This window comes from Phaeobacter sp. NW0010-22 (genome assembly GCF_040365955.1).
Classification (GTDB): domain Bacteria; phylum Pseudomonadota; class Alphaproteobacteria; order Rhodobacterales; family Rhodobacteraceae; genus OMPR01.
Genome location: NZ_BAABWT010000002.1, coordinates 423,406 through 448,595, shown reverse-complemented (window position 1 = coordinate 448,595; position 25,190 = coordinate 423,406). Strand labels below are relative to the sequence as shown.

Annotated in this window: 25 protein-coding genes; 11 read left to right on the top strand and 14 right to left on the bottom strand. The window is 55.5% G+C overall.

What is annotated here, in order from left to right:
- The first annotated feature begins 9 nt into the window (after positions 1 to 9).
- From ABWV33_RS06430 to radC, 5 genes are read left to right on the top strand one after another with little or no spacing between them, the layout of a single operon-like run.
- Entirely contained in the window at positions 10 to 945 is a 936-nt protein-coding gene (locus ABWV33_RS06430) for an ABC transporter substrate-binding protein (protein WP_353329517.1), read from the top strand.
- Entirely contained in the window at positions 942 to 1,625 is a 684-nt protein-coding gene (gene tenA, locus ABWV33_RS06425; protein ID WP_353329516.1) for a thiaminase II, read from the top strand. The genes ABWV33_RS06430 and tenA overlap by 4 nt, the downstream gene beginning before the upstream one ends.
- Positions 1,622 to 2,350, top strand: a complete 729-nt coding sequence (locus tag ABWV33_RS06420) for an ABC transporter ATP-binding protein (RefSeq protein ID WP_353329515.1) — start codon at positions 1,622 to 1,624, stop codon at positions 2,348 to 2,350. The genes tenA and ABWV33_RS06420 overlap by 4 nt, the downstream gene beginning before the upstream one ends.
- Positions 2,347 to 3,081 (top strand): ABC transporter permease, encoded by a 735-nt coding sequence (locus tag ABWV33_RS06415; protein WP_353329514.1) that lies wholly within the window; start codon positions 2,347 to 2,349, stop codon positions 3,079 to 3,081. Before ABWV33_RS06420 ends, ABWV33_RS06415 begins: the two co-directional genes overlap by 4 nt.
- 35 nt (positions 3,082 to 3,116) lie before the next feature.
- On the top strand, positions 3,117 to 3,872 hold the full coding sequence (gene radC, locus ABWV33_RS06410; protein ID WP_353329513.1) for a RadC family protein: 756 nt from the start codon (positions 3,117 to 3,119) through the stop codon (positions 3,870 to 3,872).
- Here radC and ABWV33_RS06405 read toward each other — a convergent pair.
- The 3 genes from ABWV33_RS06405 to secA all read right to left on the bottom strand — a co-directional run bounded on the left by ABWV33_RS06405 (position 3,869) and on the right by secA (position 9,249).
- Positions 3,869 to 5,428: a substrate-binding domain-containing protein gene (locus ABWV33_RS06405; protein ID WP_353329512.1), complete on the bottom strand. Its 1,560-nt coding sequence runs from the start codon at positions 5,426 to 5,428 to the stop codon at positions 3,869 to 3,871. The two genes, radC and ABWV33_RS06405, sit on opposite strands and share 4 nt — an antisense overlap.
- A 25-nt stretch (positions 5,429 to 5,453) precedes the next feature.
- The gene (locus tag ABWV33_RS06400) at positions 5,454 to 6,455 is read right to left on the bottom strand and encodes a hypothetical protein (protein WP_353329511.1); all 1,002 of its coding nucleotides are present in this window, start codon (positions 6,453 to 6,455) and stop codon (positions 5,454 to 5,456) included.
- A 103-nt stretch (positions 6,456 to 6,558) separates the two neighbouring features.
- Positions 6,559 to 9,249: a preprotein translocase subunit SecA gene (secA, locus tag ABWV33_RS06395; RefSeq protein ID WP_353329510.1), complete on the bottom strand. Its 2,691-nt coding sequence runs from the start codon at positions 9,247 to 9,249 to the stop codon at positions 6,559 to 6,561.
- Positions 9,250 to 9,425: 176 nt separating this feature from the next.
- On the opposite strand from secA, the gene ABWV33_RS06390 reads away from it, so the two are divergent.
- The 3 genes from ABWV33_RS06390 to ABWV33_RS06380 are packed head-to-tail and all read left to right on the top strand — an operon-like array spanning position 9,426 to position 11,926.
- A complete protein-coding gene (locus tag ABWV33_RS06390; protein WP_353329509.1) occupies positions 9,426 to 10,277 on the top strand; it encodes a peptidylprolyl isomerase in 852 nt (283 codons plus the stop codon).
- A gap of 6 nt (positions 10,278 to 10,283) precedes the next feature.
- Complete coding sequence (gene argJ / locus ABWV33_RS06385; protein ID WP_353329508.1) at positions 10,284 to 11,510, top strand: bifunctional glutamate N-acetyltransferase/amino-acid acetyltransferase ArgJ; 1,227 nt, start codon at positions 10,284 to 10,286, stop codon at positions 11,508 to 11,510.
- Between the two features lie 17 nt (positions 11,511 to 11,527).
- Positions 11,528 to 11,926, top strand: coding sequence for a (deoxy)nucleoside triphosphate pyrophosphohydrolase (locus ABWV33_RS06380; RefSeq protein ID WP_113823983.1), 399 nt, complete (start codon positions 11,528 to 11,530; stop codon positions 11,924 to 11,926).
- A 186-nt stretch (positions 11,927 to 12,112) separates the two neighbouring features.
- On the opposite strand, the gene infB is transcribed toward ABWV33_RS06380, so the two are convergent.
- The 6 genes from infB to pip form a co-directional block, all read right to left on the bottom strand.
- The gene (gene infB / locus ABWV33_RS06375; RefSeq protein ID WP_113823982.1) at positions 12,113 to 14,602 is read right to left on the bottom strand and encodes a translation initiation factor IF-2; all 2,490 of its coding nucleotides are present in this window, start codon (positions 14,600 to 14,602) and stop codon (positions 12,113 to 12,115) included.
- Between the two features lie 8 nt (positions 14,603 to 14,610).
- Positions 14,611 to 15,231, bottom strand: coding sequence for an RNA-binding protein (locus tag ABWV33_RS06370; protein WP_164620492.1), 621 nt, complete (start codon positions 15,229 to 15,231; stop codon positions 14,611 to 14,613).
- A 23-nt stretch (positions 15,232 to 15,254) separates the two neighbouring features.
- Complete coding sequence (gene nusA / locus ABWV33_RS06365; RefSeq protein WP_113823980.1) at positions 15,255 to 16,892, bottom strand: transcription termination factor NusA; 1,638 nt, start codon at positions 16,890 to 16,892, stop codon at positions 15,255 to 15,257.
- Positions 16,892 to 17,470, bottom strand: a complete 579-nt coding sequence (gene rimP, locus ABWV33_RS06360) for a ribosome maturation factor RimP (RefSeq protein WP_121997853.1) — start codon at positions 17,468 to 17,470, stop codon at positions 16,892 to 16,894. Before rimP ends, nusA begins: the two co-directional genes overlap by 1 nt.
- Positions 17,471 to 17,644: 174 nt before the next feature.
- The gene (locus ABWV33_RS06355; RefSeq protein WP_353329507.1) at positions 17,645 to 18,475 is read right to left on the bottom strand and encodes an ABC transporter substrate-binding protein; all 831 of its coding nucleotides are present in this window, start codon (positions 18,473 to 18,475) and stop codon (positions 17,645 to 17,647) included.
- Positions 18,472 to 19,449: a prolyl aminopeptidase gene (gene pip, locus ABWV33_RS06350; RefSeq protein ID WP_353329506.1), complete on the bottom strand. Its 978-nt coding sequence runs from the start codon at positions 19,447 to 19,449 to the stop codon at positions 18,472 to 18,474. Before pip ends, ABWV33_RS06355 begins: the two co-directional genes overlap by 4 nt.
- A 48-nt stretch (positions 19,450 to 19,497) precedes the next feature.
- On the opposite strand from pip, the gene ubiG reads away from it, so the two are divergent.
- The gene (gene ubiG, locus ABWV33_RS06345) at positions 19,498 to 20,244 is read left to right on the top strand and encodes a bifunctional 2-polyprenyl-6-hydroxyphenol methylase/3-demethylubiquinol 3-O-methyltransferase UbiG (protein ID WP_353329505.1); all 747 of its coding nucleotides are present in this window, start codon (positions 19,498 to 19,500) and stop codon (positions 20,242 to 20,244) included.
- A 259-nt stretch (positions 20,245 to 20,503) separates the two neighbouring features.
- On the opposite strand, the gene ABWV33_RS06340 is transcribed toward ubiG, so the two are convergent.
- Genes ABWV33_RS06340 through ABWV33_RS06325 form a run of 4 tightly spaced genes read right to left on the bottom strand, consistent with a single transcriptional unit; the run spans position 20,504 to position 22,811 of the window.
- Positions 20,504 to 20,944 (bottom strand): MarR family winged helix-turn-helix transcriptional regulator, encoded by a 441-nt coding sequence (locus ABWV33_RS06340; protein WP_353329504.1) that lies wholly within the window; start codon positions 20,942 to 20,944, stop codon positions 20,504 to 20,506.
- A 13-nt stretch (positions 20,945 to 20,957) separates the two neighbouring features.
- Positions 20,958 to 21,788: a carbon-nitrogen hydrolase family protein gene (locus ABWV33_RS06335; protein WP_353329503.1), complete on the bottom strand. Its 831-nt coding sequence runs from the start codon at positions 21,786 to 21,788 to the stop codon at positions 20,958 to 20,960.
- Positions 21,788 to 22,045, bottom strand: a complete 258-nt coding sequence (gene grxC / locus ABWV33_RS06330) for a glutaredoxin 3 (RefSeq protein WP_113823974.1) — start codon at positions 22,043 to 22,045, stop codon at positions 21,788 to 21,790. Before grxC ends, ABWV33_RS06335 begins: the two co-directional genes overlap by 1 nt.
- 37 nt (positions 22,046 to 22,082) lie before the next feature.
- A complete protein-coding gene (locus tag ABWV33_RS06325) occupies positions 22,083 to 22,811 on the bottom strand; it encodes a double zinc ribbon domain-containing protein (RefSeq protein WP_353329502.1) in 729 nt (242 codons plus the stop codon).
- 17 nt (positions 22,812 to 22,828) lie between these two features.
- Between ABWV33_RS06325 and ABWV33_RS06320 the strand changes: the two genes are divergently transcribed.
- Entirely contained in the window at positions 22,829 to 23,659 is an 831-nt protein-coding gene (locus ABWV33_RS06320) for a class I SAM-dependent methyltransferase (protein ID WP_353329501.1), read from the top strand.
- 59 nt (positions 23,660 to 23,718) lie between these two features.
- Complete coding sequence (gene hemH, locus ABWV33_RS06315; protein ID WP_353329500.1) at positions 23,719 to 24,768, top strand: ferrochelatase; 1,050 nt, start codon at positions 23,719 to 23,721, stop codon at positions 24,766 to 24,768.
- Positions 24,769 to 24,919: 151 nt separating this feature from the next.
- On the opposite strand, the gene ABWV33_RS06310 is transcribed toward hemH, so the two are convergent.
- Positions 24,920 to 25,102 (bottom strand): hypothetical protein, encoded by a 183-nt coding sequence (locus tag ABWV33_RS06310; protein WP_113823970.1) that lies wholly within the window; start codon positions 25,100 to 25,102, stop codon positions 24,920 to 24,922.
- Between the last annotated feature and the right edge of the window lie 88 nt (positions 25,103 to 25,190).

Genomic DNA, 25,190 nt, shown 5'->3' with positions numbered 1-25,190 from the left:
AATGCGAACATGAAAAAACTGGTTACAGCACTGGCGCTGTTTGCAGCGACCCCGGCGATGGCCGCCGACAAAATGACCGTCCTGCTGGATTGGTTCATCAACCCCGACCATGGCCCGATTATTGTGGCGCAGGAAAACGGCTACTTTGCTGATCAAGGGCTTGAGGTCGAAATCGTGGCTCCAGCTGACCCCTCTGCTCCGCCCCGTCTGGTGGCAGCTGGTCAGGCTGATCTGGCGGTTTCTTATCAACCGCAATTGCATCTTCAGATCCACGAGGGCCTGCCGTTGAAACGTGTTGGAACCTTGGTTGCAACCCCGTTGAACTGTTTGTTGGTTCTGAAGGACGGTCCAATCAAAACTCCAGCTGACCTCAAGGGCAAAAAAATCGGGTTTTCGGTCGCAGGTGTAGAAGAGGCGGTTCTAGGCACCGTTCTGGGTAAATACGATGTGGCGCTGAGCGATGTTGAATTGATCAATGTCAACTTCTCGCTTTCACCTTCCTTGATGTCGGGTCAGGTGGATGCCGTTATCGGTGCCTACCGGAATTTTGAATTGAACCAGATGGATATCGAAGGCCAGCCCGGCACTTGTTTCTACATCGAGGAAGAGGGCGTGCCCGCGTATGATGAGCTGATCTATGTCGCGAATCCTGAAAAAATGGATGCCGACAAGATCGCGCGTTTTCTGGCTGCGACCGAAAAGGCGACCCAGTTCATGGTCAACAACCCCGAAGCAAGCTGGAAAGTGTTCTCGGGCACTTCGACCGAGTTGCAGGATGAGTTGAACGCCCGTGCCTGGGTCGACACCTTGCCACGTTTCGCGTTGCGCCCTGCTGGTTTCGATCACGGTCGCTATGCACGGTTCGAGGCGTTCCTGAATGACACGGGAATGATCGACAGTGTCAATTCTGTGGATGCCATTACCATCGATGTGACCGCGAAATGAGTATCGCACCAGAATATGGCCGCGCCTTTGGCTTGATGCGCGCAGCCGCGGGCGATGTGTGGCGGGATTATACCCGCCACGCCTTCGTTGAAGGGATGAAAGATGGCACGCTGCCACGCGAGTCGTTCTTGCACTATCTGCGGCAGGATTATGTGTTCCTAATCCATTTCTCACGTGCTTGGGCACTGGGGGTGGTCAAAGCAGAAACTCATGAAGAGATGCTTGCCGCTTCGGCAACGGTCAATGGTTTGATCAGCGAAGAGATGAAGTTGCATATCGGCGTGTGTGCCGAGGCCGGGATTTCGCAGGAAGAGCTGTTTTCCACACCCGAGCGGCCTGAAAATCTGGCATATACGCGCTTTGTGCTCGAAGCGGGGTATTCGGGTGATTTCCTGACTCTGTTGGCTGCATTGGCGCCCTGTGCGATGGGCTATGCTGAAATTGGCGCCCGGTTGTCAAAGGAGGCGAACAGCGAAACCTATCGCGATTGGATCAACACCTATGCCGGTGAGGACTATCAAGCCTCCATTCGGTCCGTTGGCGTATTGTTAGAAGGTGCTTTGGTTCGCCGCTTAGGTGAAAATTATGACCAACTGCCCTGTTGGAAAGGGTTATGTCAGACTTTTGCCACAGCAACTCAGCTCGAAGTTGGGTTTTGGCAAATGGGCATGACCCCGTGAAACCCGCACTCGAAATCACCTTTGTAGGACAGGCGCTCATCGGAAGCGGGCAGCTTTTTGCACCGCTTTCACTGACATTGCTTGCTGGGCAGTGGACCTGTTTGTTGGGGGGATCGGGTGTTGGAAAATCAACTGTACTCCGGTTTATGGCTGGGTTGCAGACAGGGGCGGTGTTTAATGGCACCATCCGGGCCTCAGACGGTGCCGATCTTGCCCCCCGCATATCCTATATGGCGCAGGATGACCTGTTGCTGCCTTGGGCAACTGTGACCCAGAATATTACATTGGGTGCGCGTCTGCGCGGCGAAAAACCAGATCAGGCACGGCTAAAGCGATTGCTTGGACGGGTTCGGTTAACGGATCACGCGCAAAAAAAACCAGCGCAATTGTCCGGGGGGCAACGTCAACGGGTCGCGTTGGCGCGGACGCTGATGGAGGACAAACCTGTCATCTTGTTGGACGAACCGTTTTCAGCGCTGGATGCCCAAACACGGGCGGAAATGCAGGAACTTGCGGTTGAATTGCTTGCCGGGCGCACGGTGCTGTTGGTCACCCATGATCCGGGTGAGGCCGCGCGGCTTGGGCATGCGATCATGGTGATGGAACAATCAGGCTTAACCCATTGTCCACCGCCAGAAACAGAAGTGCCGCGTCAGGTGGATGACCTGGAAACATTGGCTGCACAGGCATCGCTTTTGCGTTTGTTACGGGGGGAGGCTGCATGAGATATCTCCCTGCGCTGGCCGCAGCCGTGTTCGCCGTGGTTGTTTGGCAGACTGTTGTCAGCCTGACCGACCTGCCAAAGTTCATCTTACCCGGGCCCTTGTTGGTGGCAGAAACGTGGTGGAAAAGCCGATGGCTGATCGCTGAACATACCCTGACGACAGGTATTGAGGTGTTGATCGGACTGGCGGCAGGGGCCGCATTGGGGATTCTGACTGCCATTCAATTGGCGACATCGCGTATGGCGCGCGTGTTGGTGCAGCCGATGTTGGTCTTTACACAGGCGTTGCCGGTGTTTGCTCTGGCCCCGATCCTGACCCTTTGGTTGGGCTACGGGCTATGGTCCAAGGTCGCAATGGCCGTGTTGATAATCTATTTCCCTGTGACGTCGTCGTTCTTTGATGGCTTGATGCGCACGCCGCCCGGTTATCTGGATCTGGGGCGCACGATGCAGGCTACGCCCCGCGCCGTGTTGTGGCAAATCCGCGTTCCTGCGGCGCTTCCGAATTTGGCCTCTGGGTTACGGTTGGCCGCTGTTTATGCACCGATTGGGGCTGTGATTGGGGAATGGGTCGGGGCCTCCAAAGGGTTGGGGTATTTGATGCTGCTAGCCAATGGGCGGGCTAAAACGGACCTGATGTTCGCGGCGATGTTGACGCTTGGGGTGTTGTCGGTGTTGCTGCATATCGCTGTGCGCAAAGCGACGGCGCGGATGGCGGGTGAGGCGCGTTAACCTTTCGGAAACTGATTCGGGCCAAAAGTTAAGGTATGTCACAGGATGCCTTTGCCGAAGCCCCAATGTTATTTGACACTGACGAAGCGCCGGTGGTGGGGTTACCGCCGGGCCGTTTGCCGTCCTACATCAAAGATCACCGCCAGCGCTTGCGGGAACGGTTCATGCAGGGCGGTGCAGTCGCAATGCCGGACTATGAACTGCTAGAGCTTGTTTTGTTTCGATCCATTCCCCGCAAAGACGTGAAACCTCTTGCACGGCTGTTGCTCGATCAATTTGGGGATTTTAACCGTGTACTCACCGCACCCATTGAGCGGCTACAGGATGTTAAAGGGATCGGGGATGCCGTAATCACCGACCTTAAGATTCTAGAGGCTGCTGCCCATCGTATGGCGCGTGCCAAGGTGATGCAGCGCCACGTAATGTCAGGTTGGGATGCGTTGCTAGATTATTGCCACACAACGATGGCCCATCGAGAGACGGAACAATTCCGGGTGTTCTATCTGGATCGCAAGAACGTGCTTATCGCAGACGAAGAGCAAGCCAAAGGCACGGTTGACCATGTGCCGGTCTATCCCCGTGAAGTTGCCAAGCGAGCCTTGGAACTGAATGCGTCGGCCTTGATCCTTGTGCACAATCACCCATCAGGGGATCCGACACCGTCACAGGCGGATATCCACATGACACAGCGCATTCAAAATGCTTGTACCGCATTAGGAATTACGTTGCATGACCATCTGATAATTGGCAAATCGACTGAGCTTAGCTTTCGCTCAGACGGGTATCTCTAGCGCACCCATACTTCGACCCGGCGGTTAACTTGGCGTCCCCAATCACTGTCGTCACATGCCATGGGAAGCGCTTCGCCAAAGGCCTGGACGCTAATCTCAATTCGGTCAAGGTTCGCTGTTTCTGCGGCTTTCAAAACAGCGTCACGCACCGATTCAGCGCGTTTCTGCGCAATCTTTGCATTCCCGGCCGCGTTCCCATCCCCATCACTGAAGCCCACAAACATCAACTGATGGGCATCATAGCGCCCCGCCTCCAGGGCTTGGGCCAGTTGCTGAATATTGGCCCGTGATTGGGCATCGGGGCGCGATGAGCCGGCCTCAAATCGAAAAGATGTTGTGAGCCGTGCCAAGGGGCTTAGAATCTCGACCACCCTCTGGATTTCTTCAAGCGGAACTTCTTCACCGGCGGCAGCGATGGCATTTGCGAATCTGTCGCCCTGTGCATTGATGTGAATCAGTTCCGGTGTCTGGTCCACGAACCCAGCGCGACGAATGACCACCTGAGCAGCAGGGCTTCGGGTATAGGCCAGAAACTCACGCGCGATTTTGGGCAATCTGCGTTCCGGCAGATAGAGGAACATCGGGGAATTCAGCGGGTAGTCTTCGGTTTTGATTGTGCGTCGTGTGGCGGACAGGGAGAATCCGCAAGATCCGGTCAGCGTAAGGGCGCGTGCCGTTCCAGTATCCGCGAAACTGGCAATGCCCATTCCAAACGGATCGGTTGAGATAGCCCGGGCCAGATCACTACCGCGTTTATGCCGCCGAATGGTTGGGGATAATGGTTTTTTTGTCGGCTTTAACAAACGATCTTCGACGGCTTGCGCCAAACCGGACCCGAACGCAGGCAAATGCAAGGAAATCGGCGCATCAGGACCGCCAAGATCTGCCCAATTCGTAATCTCACCTGCAAACACTTGGGCCAGTTCGGGTGTCGAGATGCGCTGGACCGGATTGTTCGGGGCAACCACTGGAACCATCGCATCCAATGCTAGAACCCTGCTTCGGTTGGATTTGGTCATATCGCCCATGCCCGCCTCACGCGCGCGTTTCTGTTCCGAGGGCCGGATTTCGCGCAGAGCCATCACGACATCGGCTTCATTTGCAAGAAGATCAGCAAAGCCTTCGTCGGTGGTCGTCACACGAAAGGTAATCGCCGCCAGCGGACGGGTCCTATTTGGTTGAAACAGTTCATAGACAAAATGCGTCTCATCCAGTGTTTCACGTTTCGTACGCAACCTATTCCTAAGGGCGAATCCTTCGATTAAGGCCGGAACAAGCACCTCTGCCATTGACGCTGACCCTGAAAAGGCGAGTTCCGCAACAAAATCGACGAGGCTGGGGCAGGCGGGACCTTCACAGAATACACCCGATCCATCGACAGTGAGTTCGCCATATTTGGTTTCGACACGATAGAATTCTCCATCGAAGCCCAACAGGGTGCCTTCGATTTCGACCTTACCATCGCGGGAGGTCAACGTGATGTCCTGTGCCAATGCGGCTTGGACAGATCCGAAAAGAAAGAGTGCGGCTGAAACCGCCGCACGAAGCCAAGCCATGAGAATCCTGAAAGTAACCTGCGATTTACTTGCTGGCGATTTTCAGGTCTTCGACAAGATTATTCAACACTAGAAAGTCACCTGTAGCCGTGCAATTGGGTATTGACAGCGACAGGTCACGCGTTCGCAAGGGATTACCTGCGCGCATTTCAAAGGATTGGGCCACAAAATCACGGCTGCAGTTGTCATTGGTGACTTCGGTTTCGATGCTTAGGGCGACGGATCCCGAACGGTCGGAGCCCGCCATCGGATAGGAGTAAATTTCAACCAGCTTGGGCGCTAGCGTGTCAACAATGCCCAATTGGGTGGACATACCTTGCCCTTGGGTTGTTGCACCAGACCACACATGACCGGTCTCGCCATAGCCGGCTCCAAACTCACGGGCATGAATTTGAAACCCTGCAGGGCCATCCCATTGAAGAGCAACGCGACCAAACTCAGCCAGATCTTCGACCTGTCTCATGGCAACAGCGCCTATGCCGTTTCCGAAGTCGACTACAAATACAGCGTTTTCACTGAGCGCGGGAATCGTAACCTTCAACTGCCCCTCTAAATCTGTGGTTTCAGTAAAGATCAGTCCACTGTGGTGCACCGTAACGCGTTGGTTGCCATAACAGGGCGCGTCAATGGACAGCGCGACGTTCGCCATTGGAGCAGCGGTTGTGGTTGTTGTGATGGCGCATCCCAATTGCGGAATGTCAGGATCAAACGGGGTTTGTGGCAATACATCGTGAGTCGAGGTCAGAGCCCGCCCAACATGATCGTATTCCAGTGATACATGAGATAGGCGTCGGGGCGCCGGTAGATTCGGTCGTGCCGAGGTCAGTGTAATGTCTTGCACATCGAAAATGGCATAGTCATCAACATCCGAAACGCCGTGCGGTTCTAACACTGCCTGTTGAATAGACATTGGCTTTGGCGATTGAGGGGCACGGTAAATCGGTACTGAGTGCTGCATCAAATAACCGATTCCAAGGGCGCAACACAGGGTGCACCCAACGGTTAGAATCTTTAGTTTCGGAATCATTGCTCACTCCATGGCCTGTTGGCTCAAACAGAGTGTCATTAAAAAAGACGGCCAGTTTGTGGCCGCCTTGGGGAGTCATTTTGTCAGTGTCGTGGCGCTCGGCTTAGGCGAGGCGTCCGTGACAATGTTTGAACTTGAGGCCTGACCCACAGGGGCATTTGTCATTCCGCGAGGGGTTACCCCATGTCGAGATGTCATTTTCGTCAAACCCATCAAGCGGGGCTTCAACCGGCTCTGCCTCGGGAGCCGCAGGCGCCTGCATCTGGGCCTGTTGCGCTGCCATTTGCGCCAACATCTCGCGCTGCTCTTCTTCACTGAGCGGGCGCACCATCCCCAACTGCTGGCTGACGTTTTCCCGCAGGCTGTCCAGCATGGTTTCAAACAACTGGAAGCTTTCGTTTTTGTATTCGTTCAGCGGATCACGCTGCGCATATCCACGGAACCCAACAACTGAACGCAGGTGCTCTAGCGTCAAAAGATGTTCGCGCCATTTGGTGTCAATTGACTGCAGCAGCACCTGTTTTTCGATGTTGCGCATGTTTTCTGGGCCAAAGGCGACGGCTTTCTTGGCCATCTGCTCGTCAGTTGCCTTGATCAGCCGATCGCGAATTTCGTCATCATCGACGCCCTCTTCAGCAGCCCATTCGATAACGGGCACGTCAATGCCCAGCTTTTCAATGACAGCTGCATATAGACCCTCGGTGTCCCACTGGTCAGCATAAGATTTTGGCGGCATATATTGATCAATTAAATCGTCAATCACCTGCTCGCGCATATCCGAGACGATTTCCGCCAGATCTTCGGCAGCCATGATTTCGCGCCGCTGGTTAAAGATAACCTTACGCTGGTCGTTCATCACATCATCGAATTTGAGTACGTTTTTACGCATGTCAAAGTTGCGGCCTTCAACTTTGGCCTGAGCGCGCTCGAGCGATTTGTTCACCCACGGGTGGATGATCGCTTCGCCTTCTTGCATGCCTAATGTCTTGAGCACTTTTTCAAGCCGCTCAGATCCGAAGATCCGCATCAGATCGTCTTCGAGGCTGAGGAAGAACACTGTCTTGCCTGGGTCACCCTGGCGTCCGGATCGACCCCGCAGCTGATTATCGATACGGCGGCTTTCGTGCCGTTCCGACGCCATCACATAAAGACCGCCAGCATCCAGAACTTTTTGTTTTTCTTCTGCGTGCCTTGCCTCTTCGGCGGCGCGCAGTTCAGCGGGATCGGCTTCGGGGTTTTCGGCCAAAGCCGCTAACACCTTCATCTCAACGTTGCCGCCCAACTGAATATCGGTCCCGCGACCCGCCATGTTGGTCGCGATGGTAACCGCACCAAGATGACCGGCTTCGGCGACGATCTGCGCCTCTTTTTCGTGCTGACGCGCGTTCAGGACGTTATGTTTGATCCCCTCGGCGGTCAGCATCTGGCTGAGCATTTCAGATTTCTCGATCGAAGTTGTCCCGGCCAGAACCGGTTGACCTTTTTCGTGGCCGATTTTGATCTGATTGATCATGGCCTGATATTTTTCAGTGGCCGTGCGATAGACTTGGTCGTCTTTGTCGATACGCGCGATCGGTTTGTTTGTCGGAACTTCGACAACACCCAAACCATAGATTTCGGCAAATTCTTCTGCTTCGGTCAGGGCGGTACCAGTCATGCCGCTCAGCTTGTTGTACAGGCGGAAATAGTTCTGGAATGTGACCGAGGCCAGTGTAACGTTTTCAGGTTGAATCTGGGCGTTCTCTTTGGCTTCAATTGCCTGATGCAGACCATCTGACAAACGACGGCCCGGCATCATGCGGCCGGTGAATTCGTCGATCAGTACAACTTCGCCATCGCGAACGATGTAATCTTTGTCTCGCTGGAACAATTTGTGGGCACGCAGCCCTTGGTTGACGTGGTGCACCACGGTGGTGCTTTCGGGGTCATACAGCGACTGGCCTTCGGGCAGCAGACCACGGGCAACCAACTGTTGTTCCAAAAACTCGTTGCCGTCATCGGTAAAGGTGACGTTGCGTGTCTTTTCGTCCAGTTCATAATGTTCGTCTGTCAGCGACGGCAGCAAAGCGTCGATAGCAACGTACAATTCAGACCGGTCTTGCGCAGGGCCCGAGATGATAAGCGGGGTCCGGGCTTCGTCGATAAGGATCGAGTCGACCTCGTCCACAATCGCAAAATTGTGTTGTTTTTGGAAAACTTCGGCCAGGTCGGACTTCATGTTGTCGCGCAGGTAGTCAAAACCCAACTCGTTATTCGTTGCATAGGTGATGTCTGATTCGTAGGCGACCAGCTTTTCATCCTCGGGTTGGCCGGACCAAATCACGCCAGTGGTCATGCCCAAAGCAGCAAAAACCTTGCCCATCCATTCTGAGTCACGCTTTGCCAGGTACTCGTTCACGGTGACGACGTGTACACCCTTGCCTGTTAACGCGTTCAGATAGGCTGGCAACGTCGCGACAAGGGTTTTTCCCTCACCGGTTTTCATTTCCGAGATATTGCCCTGATGCAGGAAAATTCCGCCCATCAACTGGGTATCAAAGGCGCGCAGGCCCAAGGCCCGCTTTGCGCCTTCGCGGCAGTTTGCAAAGGCTTCGGGCAATAGGTCGTCAAGACTTTCGCCTTCAACCGCGCGCTTGCGCAGTTCTTGGGTCTTTTCGATCAGGCCAGCATCAGAGAGTTTTTCGAACTCTTCTTCCAACGCGTTGATCTTGGCGATCAGCGGGCGGGTGGCTTTGATTTTGCGGTCGTTCGGCGTTCCGAAGACCTTTTTGGCAAGCGTTCCAAATCCCAGCATGTTCACTCCAACGGATCTATCTTTACGGTGCAATTCGACAGGGTTGTTCCATTTGCGCTCAACCCATAGATACGGGGGTGCAGGTGGTCCTGTCCAAGGCTTCAAAGCGATGTAAGCGGCGGACCAAACAGTGTCAACGCCGCGCCCCGTCGCGGTCCGAGAATAGGATGATTTGAATGCCCAAAGGCCTCACTTTTTTGCCAACACTAGCTGTTGTCGCGCTGATGGCTATGCCCTTGGCGGCTGAGACGAAACCAGACGCAGATACAATCGTTGCGACCGTGAATGGCGAAGAGATCACATTGGGTCACATGATTGTTGCACGTGCGGCACTGCCACAGCAGTATCAGCAACTTCCTGACAAGGTGCTTTACGATGCCATCTTGGATCAGTTGGTTCAGCAAAGTCTGTTAAAGCAATCGCGTGGGAACAATATCCCCAAACATGTTGCACTGGCGCTTGAGAATGAAAAACGCTCATTGCTTGCAGCGGATATGCTGGAAGAAATCATGAGCACCGTCACAACGGAAACAGCCATTCAGGCGGCCTATGATACGAAATACGCCGACGGCTTCGGTGGTGAAGAGTTCAATGCCTCGCATATTCTGGTCGAGAGCGAAGATCAGGCCAAAGCCATCAAAGCAGAGTTGGACAACGGCGCTGACTTTGCGGCAACCGCCAAAGAAAAATCGACCGGACCCTCGGGCCCCGGTGGCGGATCACTCGGGTGGTTTGGCAAAGGTGCCATGGTTCCGGAATTCGAAGAGGCCGTTTTGAAGCTGAAGCCGGGGCAGATTTCCGATCCTGTTCAAACCCAATTTGGCTGGCACGTGCTGATCTTGAATGACAAGCGCAAGAGCAAAGCACCCGAACTTGCCCAAGTGCAAGAAGAGCTGGCGTCTGAAATTCAGCAAGAAGCGATCGATGCAAGAATTGCCGAGTTAACCAAAGCCGGCAAAATTGACCGCATTCAGATCGACGGTTTGGCGCCAGACGTTCTGCGCGACGTCGAGCTTTTGCAGGAGTAAAAGAACGTGGCCAATATCACAAAAATCTCGCCGCTGGCGCCAGCGCATTTTCCACAGTTGCCGGTTATTGCAGGGGTACGTTTTGCTACTGCAGCAGCTGGCGTAAAGTATCAGGGCCGAACAGATGTGATGTTGGCCGTTCTCGATTCAGGAACCACTGTTGCGGGCACCTTTACGCGCTCTGCAACGCGCTCTGCGCCTGTTCTGGATTGCCAAGCCAAGATTGGGGGCGCCAGTGATGGTCCCGCCGCAATTCTGGTGAACTCAGGCAATTCTAACGCTTTTACGGGCCATTATGGGCAGACCTCAGTCGCCGCCTTGACCCAATCGGTTTCCAATATCACGGGCGTTTCAACAGACCGTGTCTTCACCTCGTCAACAGGCGTGATCGGGGAACCGCTGCTGCATGATCGGATTATTGCGCAGCTGGAGGACTTGAATGGCGCTCTGTCCACAGAGTCCGTTGAGGCGGCCGCCCATGCGATCATGACCACAGATACCTTTGCAAAAGGGGCTAGCGCCCAAGTTGAAATCAACGGCAAAACCGTATCAATCGCGGGAATTGCCAAGGGATCAGGTATGATCGCGCCAGATATGGCGACCATGCTAGTCTATATCTTTACGGACGCTAAAGTGGATCAGACCTCCCTTCAGCAGAGCGTAAGCGGGCTGACGGATACGACATTCAACTGCATCACCGTAGACAGCGACACGTCGACTTCGGATACGTTGCTGGTCTGCGCGACGGGTGCTTCTGGCGCAGATGCGTCGGGGAATGCGGCGTTCACCCAAGCCCTGAACGAAGTGATGCTGGATCTCGCGCAGCAGGTTGTGCGTGACGGAGAAGGCGCAACAAAATTCGTTGAAATTCGCGTGACAGGTGCGGCGTCCGATGCAGATGCCAAAGTGCATGGCTTGGCGATTGCAAATTCCCCATTGGTCAAGACCGCTATCGCGGGCGAAGATGCCAATTGGGGCCGTGTTGTCATGGCGATCGGGAAATCGGGTGCGGCTGCTGATCGCGACCTACTCAGTATCTCCTTTGGCGATATTTTGGTGGCTGAAAAAGGGTGGGTCAGCCCATCCTACAGCGAGGACGAAGCCGCTGAGTATATGAAGGCACAAGATCTGGTGATCGCTGTGGACCTTGGGCTGGGGGCAGGGTCTTCAACTGTTTGGACCTGCGATTTGACCCATGGGTATATCGAAATCAACGCGGATTACCGGTCGTGACGTCCGAGAGTAAGCCATTGAAAGTGGTCCTGGTTTCCGCCGTTGCCCTGATCGATGTAGAGGGGCGCGTGCTGCTTGCACAACGCCCCGAAGGCAAATCGATGGCTGGCCTTTGGGAATTCCCAGGCGGCAAGGTCGAAGTCGGAGAGACGCCAGAACAGGCCTTAATCCGTGAATTGGAAGAGGAACTGGGGATCAACACTTGGGCTTCTTGTTTGGCGCCGCTCACGTTCGCCAGCCATGCCTATGATGATTTTCACTTGTTAATGCCTCTCTTTGCCTGCCGAAAATGGGAAGGAATCCCCCAGTCACGCGAAAACCAAGCCCTGAAATGGGTGCGGGCCAATGAGTTGCGCAACTATCCCATGCCTGAAGCGGATGTTCCACTTGTACCGATTCTTCGGGATTGGTTGTAATTGTCTGTACATAAGGACATCTAAAGTTGCTTTGAGTGCGATTGGTGATGTGAGCCAGTATTTTTCCGTTAAATGTAAAACAGGGCAGCAGTATTGCTGCCCTGTTTTGTTTCTGGGATATGGCTCACAAACAAAAACGGCGACCATGTTTCCATGATCGCCGTTGAATTTGTTCTGATATAAAGATCAGTCGAGTGTACGTGTGACTTCTTCGCGCTCGAAAATCTCGATGACATCGCCGGGGCGGATGTCTTCGTAGTTCTCGAATGCCATACCACATTCCTGACCTGACTGAACCTCGGCAACTTCGTCTTTGAAGCGCTTGAGGGTCTTCAGGGTCCCTTCGTGGATCACAACGTTGTCGCGCAGCAGGCGAACACCAGCAGAGCGGCGTGCAACACCTTCGGTGACCAGACAGCCCGCGACTTTGCCGACGTTGGACACCTTGAACACGTCTTTGATATTGGCGTAGCCGATGAAGTTTTCCTTGATCTCCGCGCTCAGCAGGCCAGATGCGGCTGCTTTTACGTCGTCGACCAGATCGTAGATCACCGAATAGTACCGGATCTCAACACCCTTTTGGTTGGCAGTGTTCCGTGCCGATGTATTGGCGCGGACGTTAAAGCCCATAACCGGTGCGCCGGATGCTTCGGCCAAGCCGATATCCGTTTCCGTGATCGCACCAACGCCCGAGTGTAGAACCCGTACGCGGACTTCGTTGTTGCCGATTTTTTCCATCGCCTGAACGATAGCTTCGGCAGAACCCTGCACATCAGCTTTGACCAGAATCGGCAGTTCAGAGACGTTTTCGTCTTCTTTTGCCTTGGCCATCAACTGTTCCAGCGTAGTCGCAGCACCGGCAGCAGCACGCTTATCTTTCGCGGCTTTCTCACGGTATTCCGCGATTTCACGTGCCTGTGCCTCGGTCTCGGTCACGTTCAGAACGTCGCCCGCTTCGGGTGTACCGTTCAGACCCAGAACCTCAACAGGAACCGATGGACCAGCTTCTTTGACGCGCTCGCCTTTGTCGTTGATCAGCGCACGAACCTTACCGTACTGCTCACCCACAACAAAGATATCACCCTGACGGAGCGTACCCTTTTGCACCAGAACGGTAGCAACAGGACCACGACCCACATCCAGCTGCGCCTCAATCACGGCACCTTGGGCGGCGCGATTTGGGTTGGCTTTCAGTTCCAGAATTTCCGCTTGCAGCGCAATCGCTTCGAGCAGTTGATCCAGGCCTTGGCCCGTCACTGCCGAAACTTCGACATCCTGAACGTCACCAGACATGGCTTCGACGACAACTTCGTGCTGCAGCAGATCGGTGCGCACTTTGGTCGGGTTGGCCGCTGGACGGTCAATCTTGTTGATCGCGACGATCATCGGAACACCGGCTGCTTTTGCGTGAGCAATCGCTTCGACCGTTTGTGGCATCACAGCGTCATCTGCCGCAACAACCAGAACCACGATGTCTGTTACCTGAGCACCGCGTGAGCGCATCGAAGTAAAGGCCGCGTGACCCGGCGTATCAAGGAAGCTGAGCACTGAACCGCCATCGGTTGTAACCTGATAGGCACCGATGTGCTGGGTGATGCCGCCAGCTTCGCCAGCAACAACGCGGGCATCACGGATCGCATCCAGCAACGATGTTTTACCGTGGTCAACGTGGCCCATGATCGTGATGACCGGGGGACGGCTAACCATTTCTTCTTCTTTGTCGTCGACTTCGTTGATCACGTCTTCGACGTCAGAATCAGAAACGCGGACTACTTTGTGGCCAAATTCCTGAATGATCAGTTCTGCTGTATCGGCGTCGATGGTTTGGTTCTGTGTAACCATCATGCCCATCTGCATGAGCGCTTTGACGACCTCGCCAACGCGTTCTGCCATACGGTTCGCCAATTCTGAAACAACAATTGCTTCAGGCAGCTGAACATCACGGACAACCTTTTCGCGCTCAACTGAACCGCCCATGGCTTTTTGCCGTGCACGTTCCTGTTTCCGCTTCATGGCAGCCATCGAACGATGACGTCCACCTTCGCCACCAGTGGCTTGACCCAGTGTCAGCTTACCAGAGCGACGACCATCATCACGGCCTTTGCCACGCGATGGGCGCTGTTCACGTTCACGCTCGTTTTTGCGCTGTGATGGGGCCGCAAGGGGTTTATTTGGCGCGGGGCGCGAAGGGGCGTCTGCTTTAGGTGCCGCTGGAGCCGGAGCAGGAGCTGCCGCACGCTTGCTGGCCGCTTCGGCCTCTTTGCGTAGACGCTCTTCTTCTTCGGCCTTCAGACGGGCGCGTTCGGCACGTTCTTTTTCTTCGCGTTCTTTCGCTTCGATTTCGGCACGACGGCGAGCACGTTCTTCTTCACGTGCCTTTTCTTCTGCTGCACGCTTGGCAGCATCTTCGACTTCACGCGCTTTGGCGGCTTGAACCGCTTTTAGGCGACGTGCCATTTCGACGTCGGTAATTCCTGCAGGTCGACGCGACGGATCCCCGATAGGGCCAGTGCCCCCGGATTTGCCAGCGCCGGGCTTGGGAACCACAACGCGTTTGCGTTTGGTTTCCACCACGACATTCTTGGTCCGTCCATGGCTGAAACTTTGCTTCACATTCCCCGGACGGGAACCGCCACCACGTACACCCAATGTCTTTTTGCCGTCACTATCGCTCATTAAGCTTATTACCCTTCCGTGCGGCCGCTGCCGCCATCCGTTTCGCGCAAGCCTCGCAGGCGCTGCGCTTCCTCTACAACACGTTTGGCGAGTCCACCAGAGGTCAGCGCCGCATGTATCACTGTTTGGCGGCCAAAGGCCATGCCCAATTCGTCTGCGGTGAGCCAACCGATGTACTTGCCCAAGTGTGGTGTACTTAGTTTTGACTTGCCGCGCCCAGATCCATCAGATGCCTGAAGCAAAATCTGAGCTTCTTCCTTGTCGAGCCATGACTTAACCTTTTCAAAGCCCGCCACTGCTGCGCCTGACTTGCGCGCCAAACTCAGCAAATCGACTACCCGACGAACCAGCTGACGTTCAATATCGTCCACCAGTCCATCTGCGATCGTAACTTGCATTTTAAGGCCGCGCGCAAACATCTTTTTGCTGACAGCCTTGTCTAAAATGGCCCGATCGGCTGCAACGTAAACGCCGCGACCGGGCAATTTGCCCATCACATCTGGATAAACCTGACCATCAGGCCCCGCCACAAAACGAATCAGCCCATATTTTGGCTGCACTTCGCCTGTGACGATGCACTTGCGGTCTGGACCATCCGAGTGATCCTTGGAGACGCCACCGCGACCCATCTGGAAACCTCCGGGGCCTGAGATCAGGCCCCGACCTCCTGATCAGAGGCGTCGGTGTCTAGATCGTCTGTCTCAGTGTCTTCATCCTCGTCTGTTTCCAAATCGGCGGGATCAACCCAACCCAATAGAACGCGTGCTGTCATAACCATGTGCTGAGCTTCTTCCAACGTCATGTTGAAGGGCTCCAGAATGCCGTCATCTTTGACGCGCTGGCCATCGACTGATGTCCAGCCACCGGCCAATTCCCAGTCCGCGCAAGTGGCGAAATCTTCCAACGTTTTCACGTCGTCTTTTGCCAGAGCTTCCACCATTTGGGGTGTCAGACCGTCAAATTCAATAAGGCTGTCTTCGGCGCCCAGGGCACGGGCTGCATCCAGTGCGGCTTTGGCCTGTGCTTCCAGGTATTCGCGGGCGCGGGTCTGCAGCTCTTGAGCGGTGCTTTCGTCAACGCCGTCGATGACGATCAGTTCGTCCAGCTCGACGTACGCGACTTCTTCGAGGTTGGTGAACCCTTCGGACACCAGCAACTGAGCAAAGAACTCGTCCAGATCCAGCGCTTTGATGAACAATCCGGTGCGCGCTTCGAATTCTTTCTGGCGACGTGCGGATTCTTCTTCTTCGGTCATGATGTCGATATCGAGACCGGTCAACTGGCTTGCCAGACGGACGTTTTGACCGCGACGACCAATTGCCAGTGACAGCTGCTCTTCGGGGACAACAACTTCGATACGCTCGGCTTCTTCGTCCAGAACAACCTTGGACACTTCTGCAGGCTGCAGTGCGTTCACAAGGAATGTTGGCTGATCTTCGTTCCACGGGATGATGTCGATTTTTTCACCCTGCAGTTCGTTCACAACCGCCTGAACCCGGCTACCGCGCATACCAACACAAGCACCAACGGGATCGATCGAGTTATCAAACGAGATCACAGCAATCTTGGCTCGCGAACCGGGGTCGCGGGCTACGGCTTTGATCTGGATTATGCCGTCATAGATTTCAGGCACTTCCATTTTGAACAGCTCAGCCATGAATTCAGGCGCGGTTCGCGACAAGAAAATCTGAGGACCACGGGGTTCGCGACGGACGTCTTTGATGTAGCACCGCACACGATCATTCGGGCGATAGCTTTCGCGACCGATCTTTTCGTTGCGACGCAAGATCGCTTCACCAGCGCCCACATCGACGATGACGTTGCCGTATTCTTCACGTTTGACCAGACCATTGATGATGGTACCGGCGCGGTCTTTGAATTCTTCGAACTGGCGATCACGCTCAGCTTCGCGCACCTTTTGCAGAATGACCTGCTTGGCGGATTGGGCCGCGATACGGCCCATCTCCACTGGCGGCACTTCTTCGACAAAGGTGTCACCCACTTGAGGATCAGCCATGTATTGCTTGGCTTGCACGACAGTGAATTCAGACTGATAGTTTTCCAACTCTTCGTCTTCGACAACGGTGCGGACGCGAGTAAAGGTTGCTTTACCGGTCTTGCGGTCGATGGACACACGAATGTCCATCTCTGCGCCATAGCGAGACTTTGCAGCGCGTGCTAGGCTCTCTTCCATCGCGTCGACAACCAGACCGGGGTCGATCATCTTTTCGCGGGCCACGGCCTCGGCGGTTTGCAACAGCTCAAGCTGGTTTGCAGAGGTAATTGCCATTAGTTGTCCTCCTCGTCAGACTCGTCGGCCTCGACCTCGTCGAAAGCGTCTTCGTTCAGGTTGCCAGCAGCTTTGCGCTGTCGCAGCATTTCGGTGATCAGGTCATCGGTCAAAACCAGTTTGGCGTCGCTGAGCCATTCAAATTGCAGACCAATTGTTCCTTCTTCGATGTTGATCAGAACTTCGTTCCCTTCAACACCGGCCAACTCACCTTTGAACCGGCGACGTCCGTCGATCAGCTCGGTGGTTTCGATTTTCGCCTCGTAGCCTTCGAACATGTCGAAATCTTTGAGACGTGTCAGAGGGCGGTCGATGCCGGGGCTCGACACTTCCAACGCGTAAGTTTCCAGAATTGGATCCTCAACGTCGAGCGTTGCGCTCACCGCGTTCGAGATTGCCGCGCAATCATCCACTTCGATCCCGCCACCGGCCTTGTCGGCCATGATTTGCAGGGTTGTTGTTTTGCCGCTCATCAACCGAACGCGCACTAATTCATACCCCAGATCTTCGATCACGGGGGTGATGATTTCGGCCATTCGCTGATCAATTGCAGCTTTTGCTATCAGGTCGTTTGTCATGTCGTCCAAGCACAAAAAAACGGGCGCGCGGCCCGTCATATATTCCGGTGGTACCCCGGACCCAAAGACCCGACGCGCCGCTGTTGAAAGCCATATACGCCCGTTCCCCCGAGTCTGCAACCCCCGGTGTTTCGTGCGATGCGTTTCGCGACGCAACTCAGGTATGAGGTCAGATTAAAGCATCCACCAACGTTCAGCGATCCGCCCATCGTCCAGCACTGCCCGGGGGTTGATGTGTCGGGGCATACCAACCGTACCTGCAATCGCCAGCGCCATGTCGCGTTCCGACGGATGGTAGCGGAATTTCGACCGTTCGCGCAGTCCTTCAGGCTGGGGCAGGGCGGCCACATCGACGTATCCGTCACGCAAGGCTTCGGCGCGCACTGCGGCGTCGGGGATTACGATGACTTCGATCTGATCGATCCAACCCGCCTGACCTAGTTTGTAATGACTGGGCTGTTTAGTTCCACGGAAATGGCGGCCTTCCTGGGCCTGTGATGCGCGATAGCAGCCTGTACCAATTGCCGTTTCAAGGGGACCGCTAACCTGCCCATCGGGCCCAATACGGCACTGCGCATCAGCCAGCAGGAAGGGAAGCCCGGGGTTGCCCTGAACAAGTTCGAGACGCAATTGGGACGCTCCTGTTGCCTCGATACTGTTCAATTCGTGTAAGTTTTCCAACGATTTGATAACATCGGTGACCTGCAGGGAGGGGCCGTCGTGAAACAGTACATCGTCGCGAAGGTCGATAGTCCAAATGCGGGCATCAGGGCTGGCTTGCCAGCTTGTAGCAAGTTCTCCGCGCAGCGCGCCATCGGGGCCGATTTCGGTCAGCGTGTCAAACAGCGCGCCTCGGGCGATTAGATCCAGTGAATCGTCGCGTGGGACTGCAAGGCGTAAGGTGCCGCCTGTCTTTGGCGCGGCTTCAAGGGTGACGCCGGTTGCGGCCAGCAAGGCAGCGGCTGCACCAGTTGAAAAGAGCGCGCGGCGGTCGATACGGGTCATGTCACTTGCTCCGCTATGCGATCCATTGCACGTACCAATTCGGCGCTAATGCCGGGTTCTGATAAGGCGTGCCCCGCGTTACGAACCATTTTAAGTTCGGACATCGGCCAGAGCTCACTCAATTTCCAAGCAGAACTGGGCGGGCAAATCATGTCATAGCGACCCTGCACGATCACGCCGGGGATGTGGGAAATCCGGCCCATATTGGCTAGAATCTGGCCGTCGAATTCCAGAAACCCATCGTTGATAAAGTAATGGTTCTCAAGGCGGGCAAAGGCACGGGCATATTCGCCGGGACTTTCCCCGGTCGAACCGTTTGAATGGATCGAGGCGAGGGCGTTTTCCCAAGCAGACCAAGCCCTGCCGTATCGGATTTCCTCGGTCATATCCCCGGAAAACAAGCGTTTATGATAGGCTTGAATCATGTTTCCATGTTCGTTCTCAGGAATGAGATTGGCAAAACGAGCCCAGGTTTCAGGCCAGAATTTTCCAGCACCGCCTCCATAAAACCAATCCAGTTCGGATTGGGTCATCAGGAAAACACCCCGCAAAATCAGGTGCATAACCCGATCTGGGTGAGCTTGTGCATAGAGCAGCGATAGGGTTGCGCCCCAGCTACCACCAAAGACCATCCATTGTTCAATGTCGAAGGTGCGCCGAATGGTTTCGATGTCGGATACCAGATGCCATGTCGTGTTATCCTCAACCGAGGCATAGGGGCGTGACCGACCGCAGCCGCGTTGATCAAATAGAATCACGCGATAAACGGTGGGATCGAAATAGCGCCGCATCGCGGGGCTGCATCCACCACCGGGGCCGCCGTGCAGAACCACAACGGGCACACCGTTTGGGTTGCCGCATTGTTCAACATAGATGCGATGGCCTTGGCCAACATCGAGAATCCGCTGATCAAAAGGTTCGATCGGCGGGTAGAGATATTGCACTGCGCGCTTTTGGTCCGGGTATTTGTCCATTATGGGCCTATATAGTCCTTAAGGACAAAAGAGCATACGGAGACAGGAATGCAAGCGCATCCAAACACAGTGGACCCGTCTGAGGTTGCCAAATTCGAAGCGATGGCTGCGGAATGGTGGGATCCCAACGGTAAATTCAAACCGCTTCATATGCTTAATCCGTGTCGTTTGGACTATATTACACAGCAGATTGCGGGTGAATTTGACCGAGATTTGACGCAGGTTAACCCGTTCAAAGGATTGCGTATTCTGGACATTGGCTGTGGCGGTGGATTGTTGTCTGAGCCGATGGCGCGGCTGGGGGCGACTGTGGTGGGCGCAGATGCCGCAGGGGGCAATTTGCCGGTGGCGCAATTGCATGCTGAACAATCTGGTCTCGAAATTGATTATCGCCACACCACGGCCGAAGATTTGGCTGCAGCGGGTGAACAGTTTGATGTGGTTTTGAACATGGAAGTGGTTGAGCACGTCGCTGACCCGTTGGCCTATCTGACTGCAACACAACAGCTTTTGCGCCCCGGTGGGTTGGAAATCTGTTCGACCATCAACCGCAACCCTAAGTCATATGCAGTGGCGATTGTGGGGGCCGAGGTGATCATGAAATGGCTGCCCAAAGGCACGCATGAGTGGTCGAAATTCATCACACCGGATGAGTTGGCCGAGCTGCTGACCCAAGCCGGGTTGGACGTGGTGGATCGAAAGGGATTCGTATTCAACCCGATCTTGTGGAGTTGGTCGATTTCGGACCGCGACCTGAGCGTGAACTATGTGACTGCCAGCGTGAAGCCCAGCTAACGCACGCCCTGTTAACCGTCAATTCCAGAGGGGTTTGCGGGCCTGCGGGGCGCAAATCAGAGCCCTTTTTGGGGACTTTACCCGGGATTTTGTACGATTCACGCCTTGCCAGAGACGTCGAAAACCCCCCGATTTTGCAATGTTGGGGAGTTTGGGCGTGATTTTGTACGAAACGACCCTGCACCACCCGAATGGGCCTGCGAATCAGGTTAATGCGCTGATTTTGTGACGCAGCGTTGCCGTGTTTGGGCGGTTTGGTTCAACCGCTTTCCAGCTGAATGCGCAGATCCCGCAGCACAGGCAGGGCAGTGCGGACGCGGTCCGTTCCCAGCTCACCCACAACCTTGGTGATCAGTGGTGCAATGGCTGAAATTGCCCGATCCCGCGCTTGCAGCCCGGCGGGGCTGAGCGCGACCATCTTGCGGCGCGCGTCGTCCCAATCGGGGCGGATGTGGATGTATCCGGCCCATTCCAGTTTCGCCAATGTGTTGGTGATTGCGCCACGGGTCACGTGGAACGTGCTGGCCAGTTGCGCGGGCGACCGTTCGCCGCCAACAGAAGCCAGATGATTCAGGACTGAAAAGTGCGAAATTTCCATGCCTTTGGGTAGCACACGGCTGAGCCGATTGCGCAGCAGTTGGTCGGCGGTCAGGATCTCGCTGAACAGCGTGACCGCTAAGGCATTGGTATCTTCGGTCATTTTCAGATCTGGATTAGGGGCCTGTGAAGGGCCGAACATGAGTCAGAACAGGCACTTTGCGCCGTGCTTCTGTAACAGATGTATCATCCAGATCAAAATAGTGAATGCCCGGCGTGGTCCCTGCGTCGATTAGGACCTCGCCCCAGGGGGCGACAACCAGTGAATGACCATGGGTGTGGCGCACCTTGCCGCGCGTGGTGGGGTGTTCGCCGCATTGGCCCGGGGCAATTACCCAGCATCCCGTTTCTATGGCACGTGCGCGCAGCAGCGATTCCCAATGGGCCGCCCCGGTCACGGGTGAAAAAGCTGCCGGGACAGTGAGGATCGTGGCACCGGCATGGGCCAGTTTGGCGTGCAGATGTGGGAACCGCAGGTCGTAACAGATGGTCATGCCGACTTTGCCGAAATCAGTATCAGCCACCACAGCCCGTTCGCCGGGGCGATAGTTGGCTGATTCGCGGAAGGTTTCGGTTTCGGTAACTTGCACATCGAACATGTGGATCTTGTCGTATTGTGCGACGATGTCGCCCTGTGGGTTGATCATGAACGAGCGGTTGGCAAAGCGGCCATCGGGGTCATGCGTTTTGATCCCCAGTGACCCGATCAGAATCCAGATCCCCAATTCAGCGGCTTGGGCGCGCAGACCGGCGAGGGTGATGTCATCCTCTTGGTGCTGCAGAACCTCGCGTTGGCGCGTGGTGCTGTTTGAGATGCAATTCGTCACCTCGGGGGTGAGGACAAAGCGCGCGTCATTTGCTGCCGCCTCGGCGATCATACCGCGCACCATGTTCAGGTTCGCAGCGGGATCATCCGAGGAGGTGATTTGAATCAGGGCCGTTTTCATCAGGCTGCCAGCAACCCGTCGAGTTTGCCGTCCTGTTCCAGTTCATACAGGTCATCACAGCCACCCACGTGGGTTTCGCCAACAAAGATTTGCGGAACGGTGCGGCCACCATTGGCGCGCTGGATCATCTCGGGCTTGCGCTTGGGATTCCGCAGCACGTCGATTTCGGTGAATTCAACGCCCTTTTGATTCAACAGGCGTTTGGCCGCGTGACAGAATCCGCAAAGCGGTGAGGTGTAGATTTCGACCGGTTTCATGTTCGTTCCCTAGAAAGTTGCGTCAATCTAGGGGGAATTAGGTGTCCTTGGCAACGCGCGCTAGTGTGAGCACGAAAATATGATGTGCGCCGCCGGCAAGGCAGGCGTTGGCGCAGGCAGTGAGGGTCGCGCCGGATGTCATGACGTCATCCACCAGCAACACATCGCGCGCGGCCATTCGGTGGCGACGCTTAGGGTGGGGGTGGATCGCGGTGGACAGGGTTTTGGTGCGTTCGTCTGCGGTCATCCCTTCTAACATCGGGGTGTTTTTAGTGCGGATCAGCAGATCGGGGCAGTAGGACAGAGAGGTTTCTTTGGCGATGTATTGAGCCAGCAGGGCGGATTGGTTGTAGCGGCGTTTGATCAGACGGGACCGATGCAGGGGCACCGGTGCGATCAGCATTTTGTCGTGCAGTATTGATTTGGCGGCGCGCGCCATCCACAGCGCGGCGGGGCGGGCGAATTCGGGGCGGTCCCCATGTTTCAGGCCAAGGATCATCCGTCGTGCGCGCCCGGTATAGAGCAGCGCGGCGCGGCCATCCCGCCATGGGCGGGGCGTGGTCATGCAGTCGTCGCATTCGATCCGGTGACCATCGGTACCGCCGGGCAACGGGGTGCCGCAGCTTTCGCAGATGGTGCCTGCGATGAACGGCGTTTCGCGCCAACAGGGGCCACACAGGCCAAAGTCAGATGTGACCAGATCCCCGCACCCCAGACAGCGTGGTGGGTAGATCAGTTCGATGGCTGTTTGAATCCGGGTCCACATCGGATTAATTGCACCTCATGAAAATGCCTGCCCCCAATACGCCGTTGCTGGTGGATCGCGATGCTTTGGCCGCGCACCGCGCCCGGGTTCGTTCTGATGCGTTGTTCCTGCACCACGCTGCGGTGGATGAGGTGCAGGATCGCCTGTCTTTGGTTAACAAGACGTTTACGGCACCGGCTGTTGTGACGCCCTTTGCCGGGGTTTGGGCCGATGTATTGCCCGGTGCGCGGTTGGTGTCGGATGACGAGGTGCTGGATCTGCCTGTCGGTGGCCATGATCTAGTGGTGCATGCGATGGGATTGCATTGGGCCAATGACCCCGTGGGGCAGTTGATCCAGTGTCGCCGCGCCTTGCGCCCGGATGGGTTGGTTTTGGTGATCTGTCTGGGAGGGCAGACCCTGCACCAGTTGCGCGCAGCATTGGGACAAGCTGAGATCGAAGTTAAGGGCGGGCTGTCACCGCGTGTCGCACCGATGGGGGAGTTGCGCGAGCTAGGGGCGTTGTTGCAGCGCGCCGGGTTGGCTTTGCCGGTGGCGGATTCCGTGCCGTTAACGGCTGAGTACCGAGATCTAAAGCACCTGATGCGGGATTTGCGGAACATGGGAGAGACCAATGCGCTGGGCGCGCGGGTCCGACATGCGACCCCTCGGGCGGTGTTCGAGCGGGCAGAGGCGTTGTATCGCGATCACTTTGCCAATACGGCCGGACGGTTGCCTGCGACGTTTGAATTGGTGTGTTTGACGGGGTGGTCCCCGGACGAAAGTCAGCCTAAGCCATTGCGCCCAGGATCGGCGCAGGCCCGGCTGGCGGATGCCTTGCAGACCAAAGAAACCAAACTGTCCGATTGACCGGCGGGGAATTCCCGTTATCTCCCACCTAGACCGACGTTTTATTCAGGATGCCAGATATGTTCGAAGCGACCCGCCCGGCCCATGCCCCAGCTGATCACCCAAAGGTAAAGATGGGCAAGGTTGGCATCCTGTTGGCCAATCTGGGAACGCCGGATGATTATTCATACTGGCCCATGCGGCGATACCTGAACGAGTTTTTATCGGACCAGCGGGTGATCGATTACCCGAAATGGAAATGGCAGCCGTTGTTACAGTTGATCATCCTGACCAAACGCCCGTTCAGTTCGGGTGCGGCGTATAAATCCATTTGGAATCACGAAAAGGGCGAAAGCCCGTTGTTGACGATCACCAAAGATCAGACCGTCAAAATGGCCGCAGCAATGCAAGAGCGGTACGGCGATCAGGTGATGGTGGATTACTGCATGCGCTATGGCAATCCGTCGACCAAATCGAAGGTGCGCGAGATGGTTGCGGCTGGGTGTGACAAGATCTTGTTTTTCCCCCTTTATCCACACTACGCGGGGGCAACGTCAGCCACAGCGAATGATGAGTTCTTTCGGGCGCTGATGGATGAGGCCTGGCAACCGGCCAGCCGCACCATTGCGCCCTATTTTGATCGACCCGAGTACATTGAGGCGCTGGCCCAGTCGATCGAGCGGACCTATGAGGGGTTGGAAAAGCGCCCCGATATACTGGTGTGCTCTTATCATGGCATGCCCAAGCGGTACTTGATGCAGGGTGACCCGTATCATTGCCAATGCGCCAAGACCACGCGCCTCTTGCGCGAGCGGTTGGGCTGGGATGAGACCGAGATTATGTCGACGTTCCAATCCAAATTCGGCCCCGAGGAATGGCTGCAGCCGTATACAGTTGAGCACGTGGCCGAGTTGGCCAAGCAGGGTAAAAAGAACATTGCCATCTGTGCGCCCGCTTTTTCGGCGGATTGCATCGAAACGCTGGAAGAGATCAACGAAGAGATCAAGGAAAGCTTTGAGCACGCGGGTGGGGAAGTGTTCACCTATATCCCTTGCCTGAACGACGACGACGCGCACATCGCGGCGCTGGGCGCGGTGGTTGAAAGCAATCTGAAGGGGTGGCTGGACTAAAGTCCACGAGACAGGTGTGAAGGGGCTGACGTCGGTTTAACTGACGGCGGCAACGTCTGCATCTCATCGTCGGAAAATGCGCCTCAACGGCACAAAAAGAAAAAGGCAGCGAATTGCTTCGCTGCCTTTTTCAATTTCGTCTGTAAAAAGCTTAGGAGCTTGCTACAGCTGCGCCAACCAGAACCAGCAGGATCAGTGGCAGCAGGATGCCGCTTGAAGAGCTGCGTGTTTCTTCGACGATTACAGGTGCTTCAACGATCGGCTCAGCAATGTTGCCAGCAGATACGGTTGATGCTGCTGCAGTCAGAGCTGCGGCCAGTACAAGTTTCTTCATAATTAACCTCCAGAATTCGCACGACATTCAATAGATGAATCGTGCACCCAAGACTTACCTCGTGGTTTTTTCTAACCAGCTACATGGT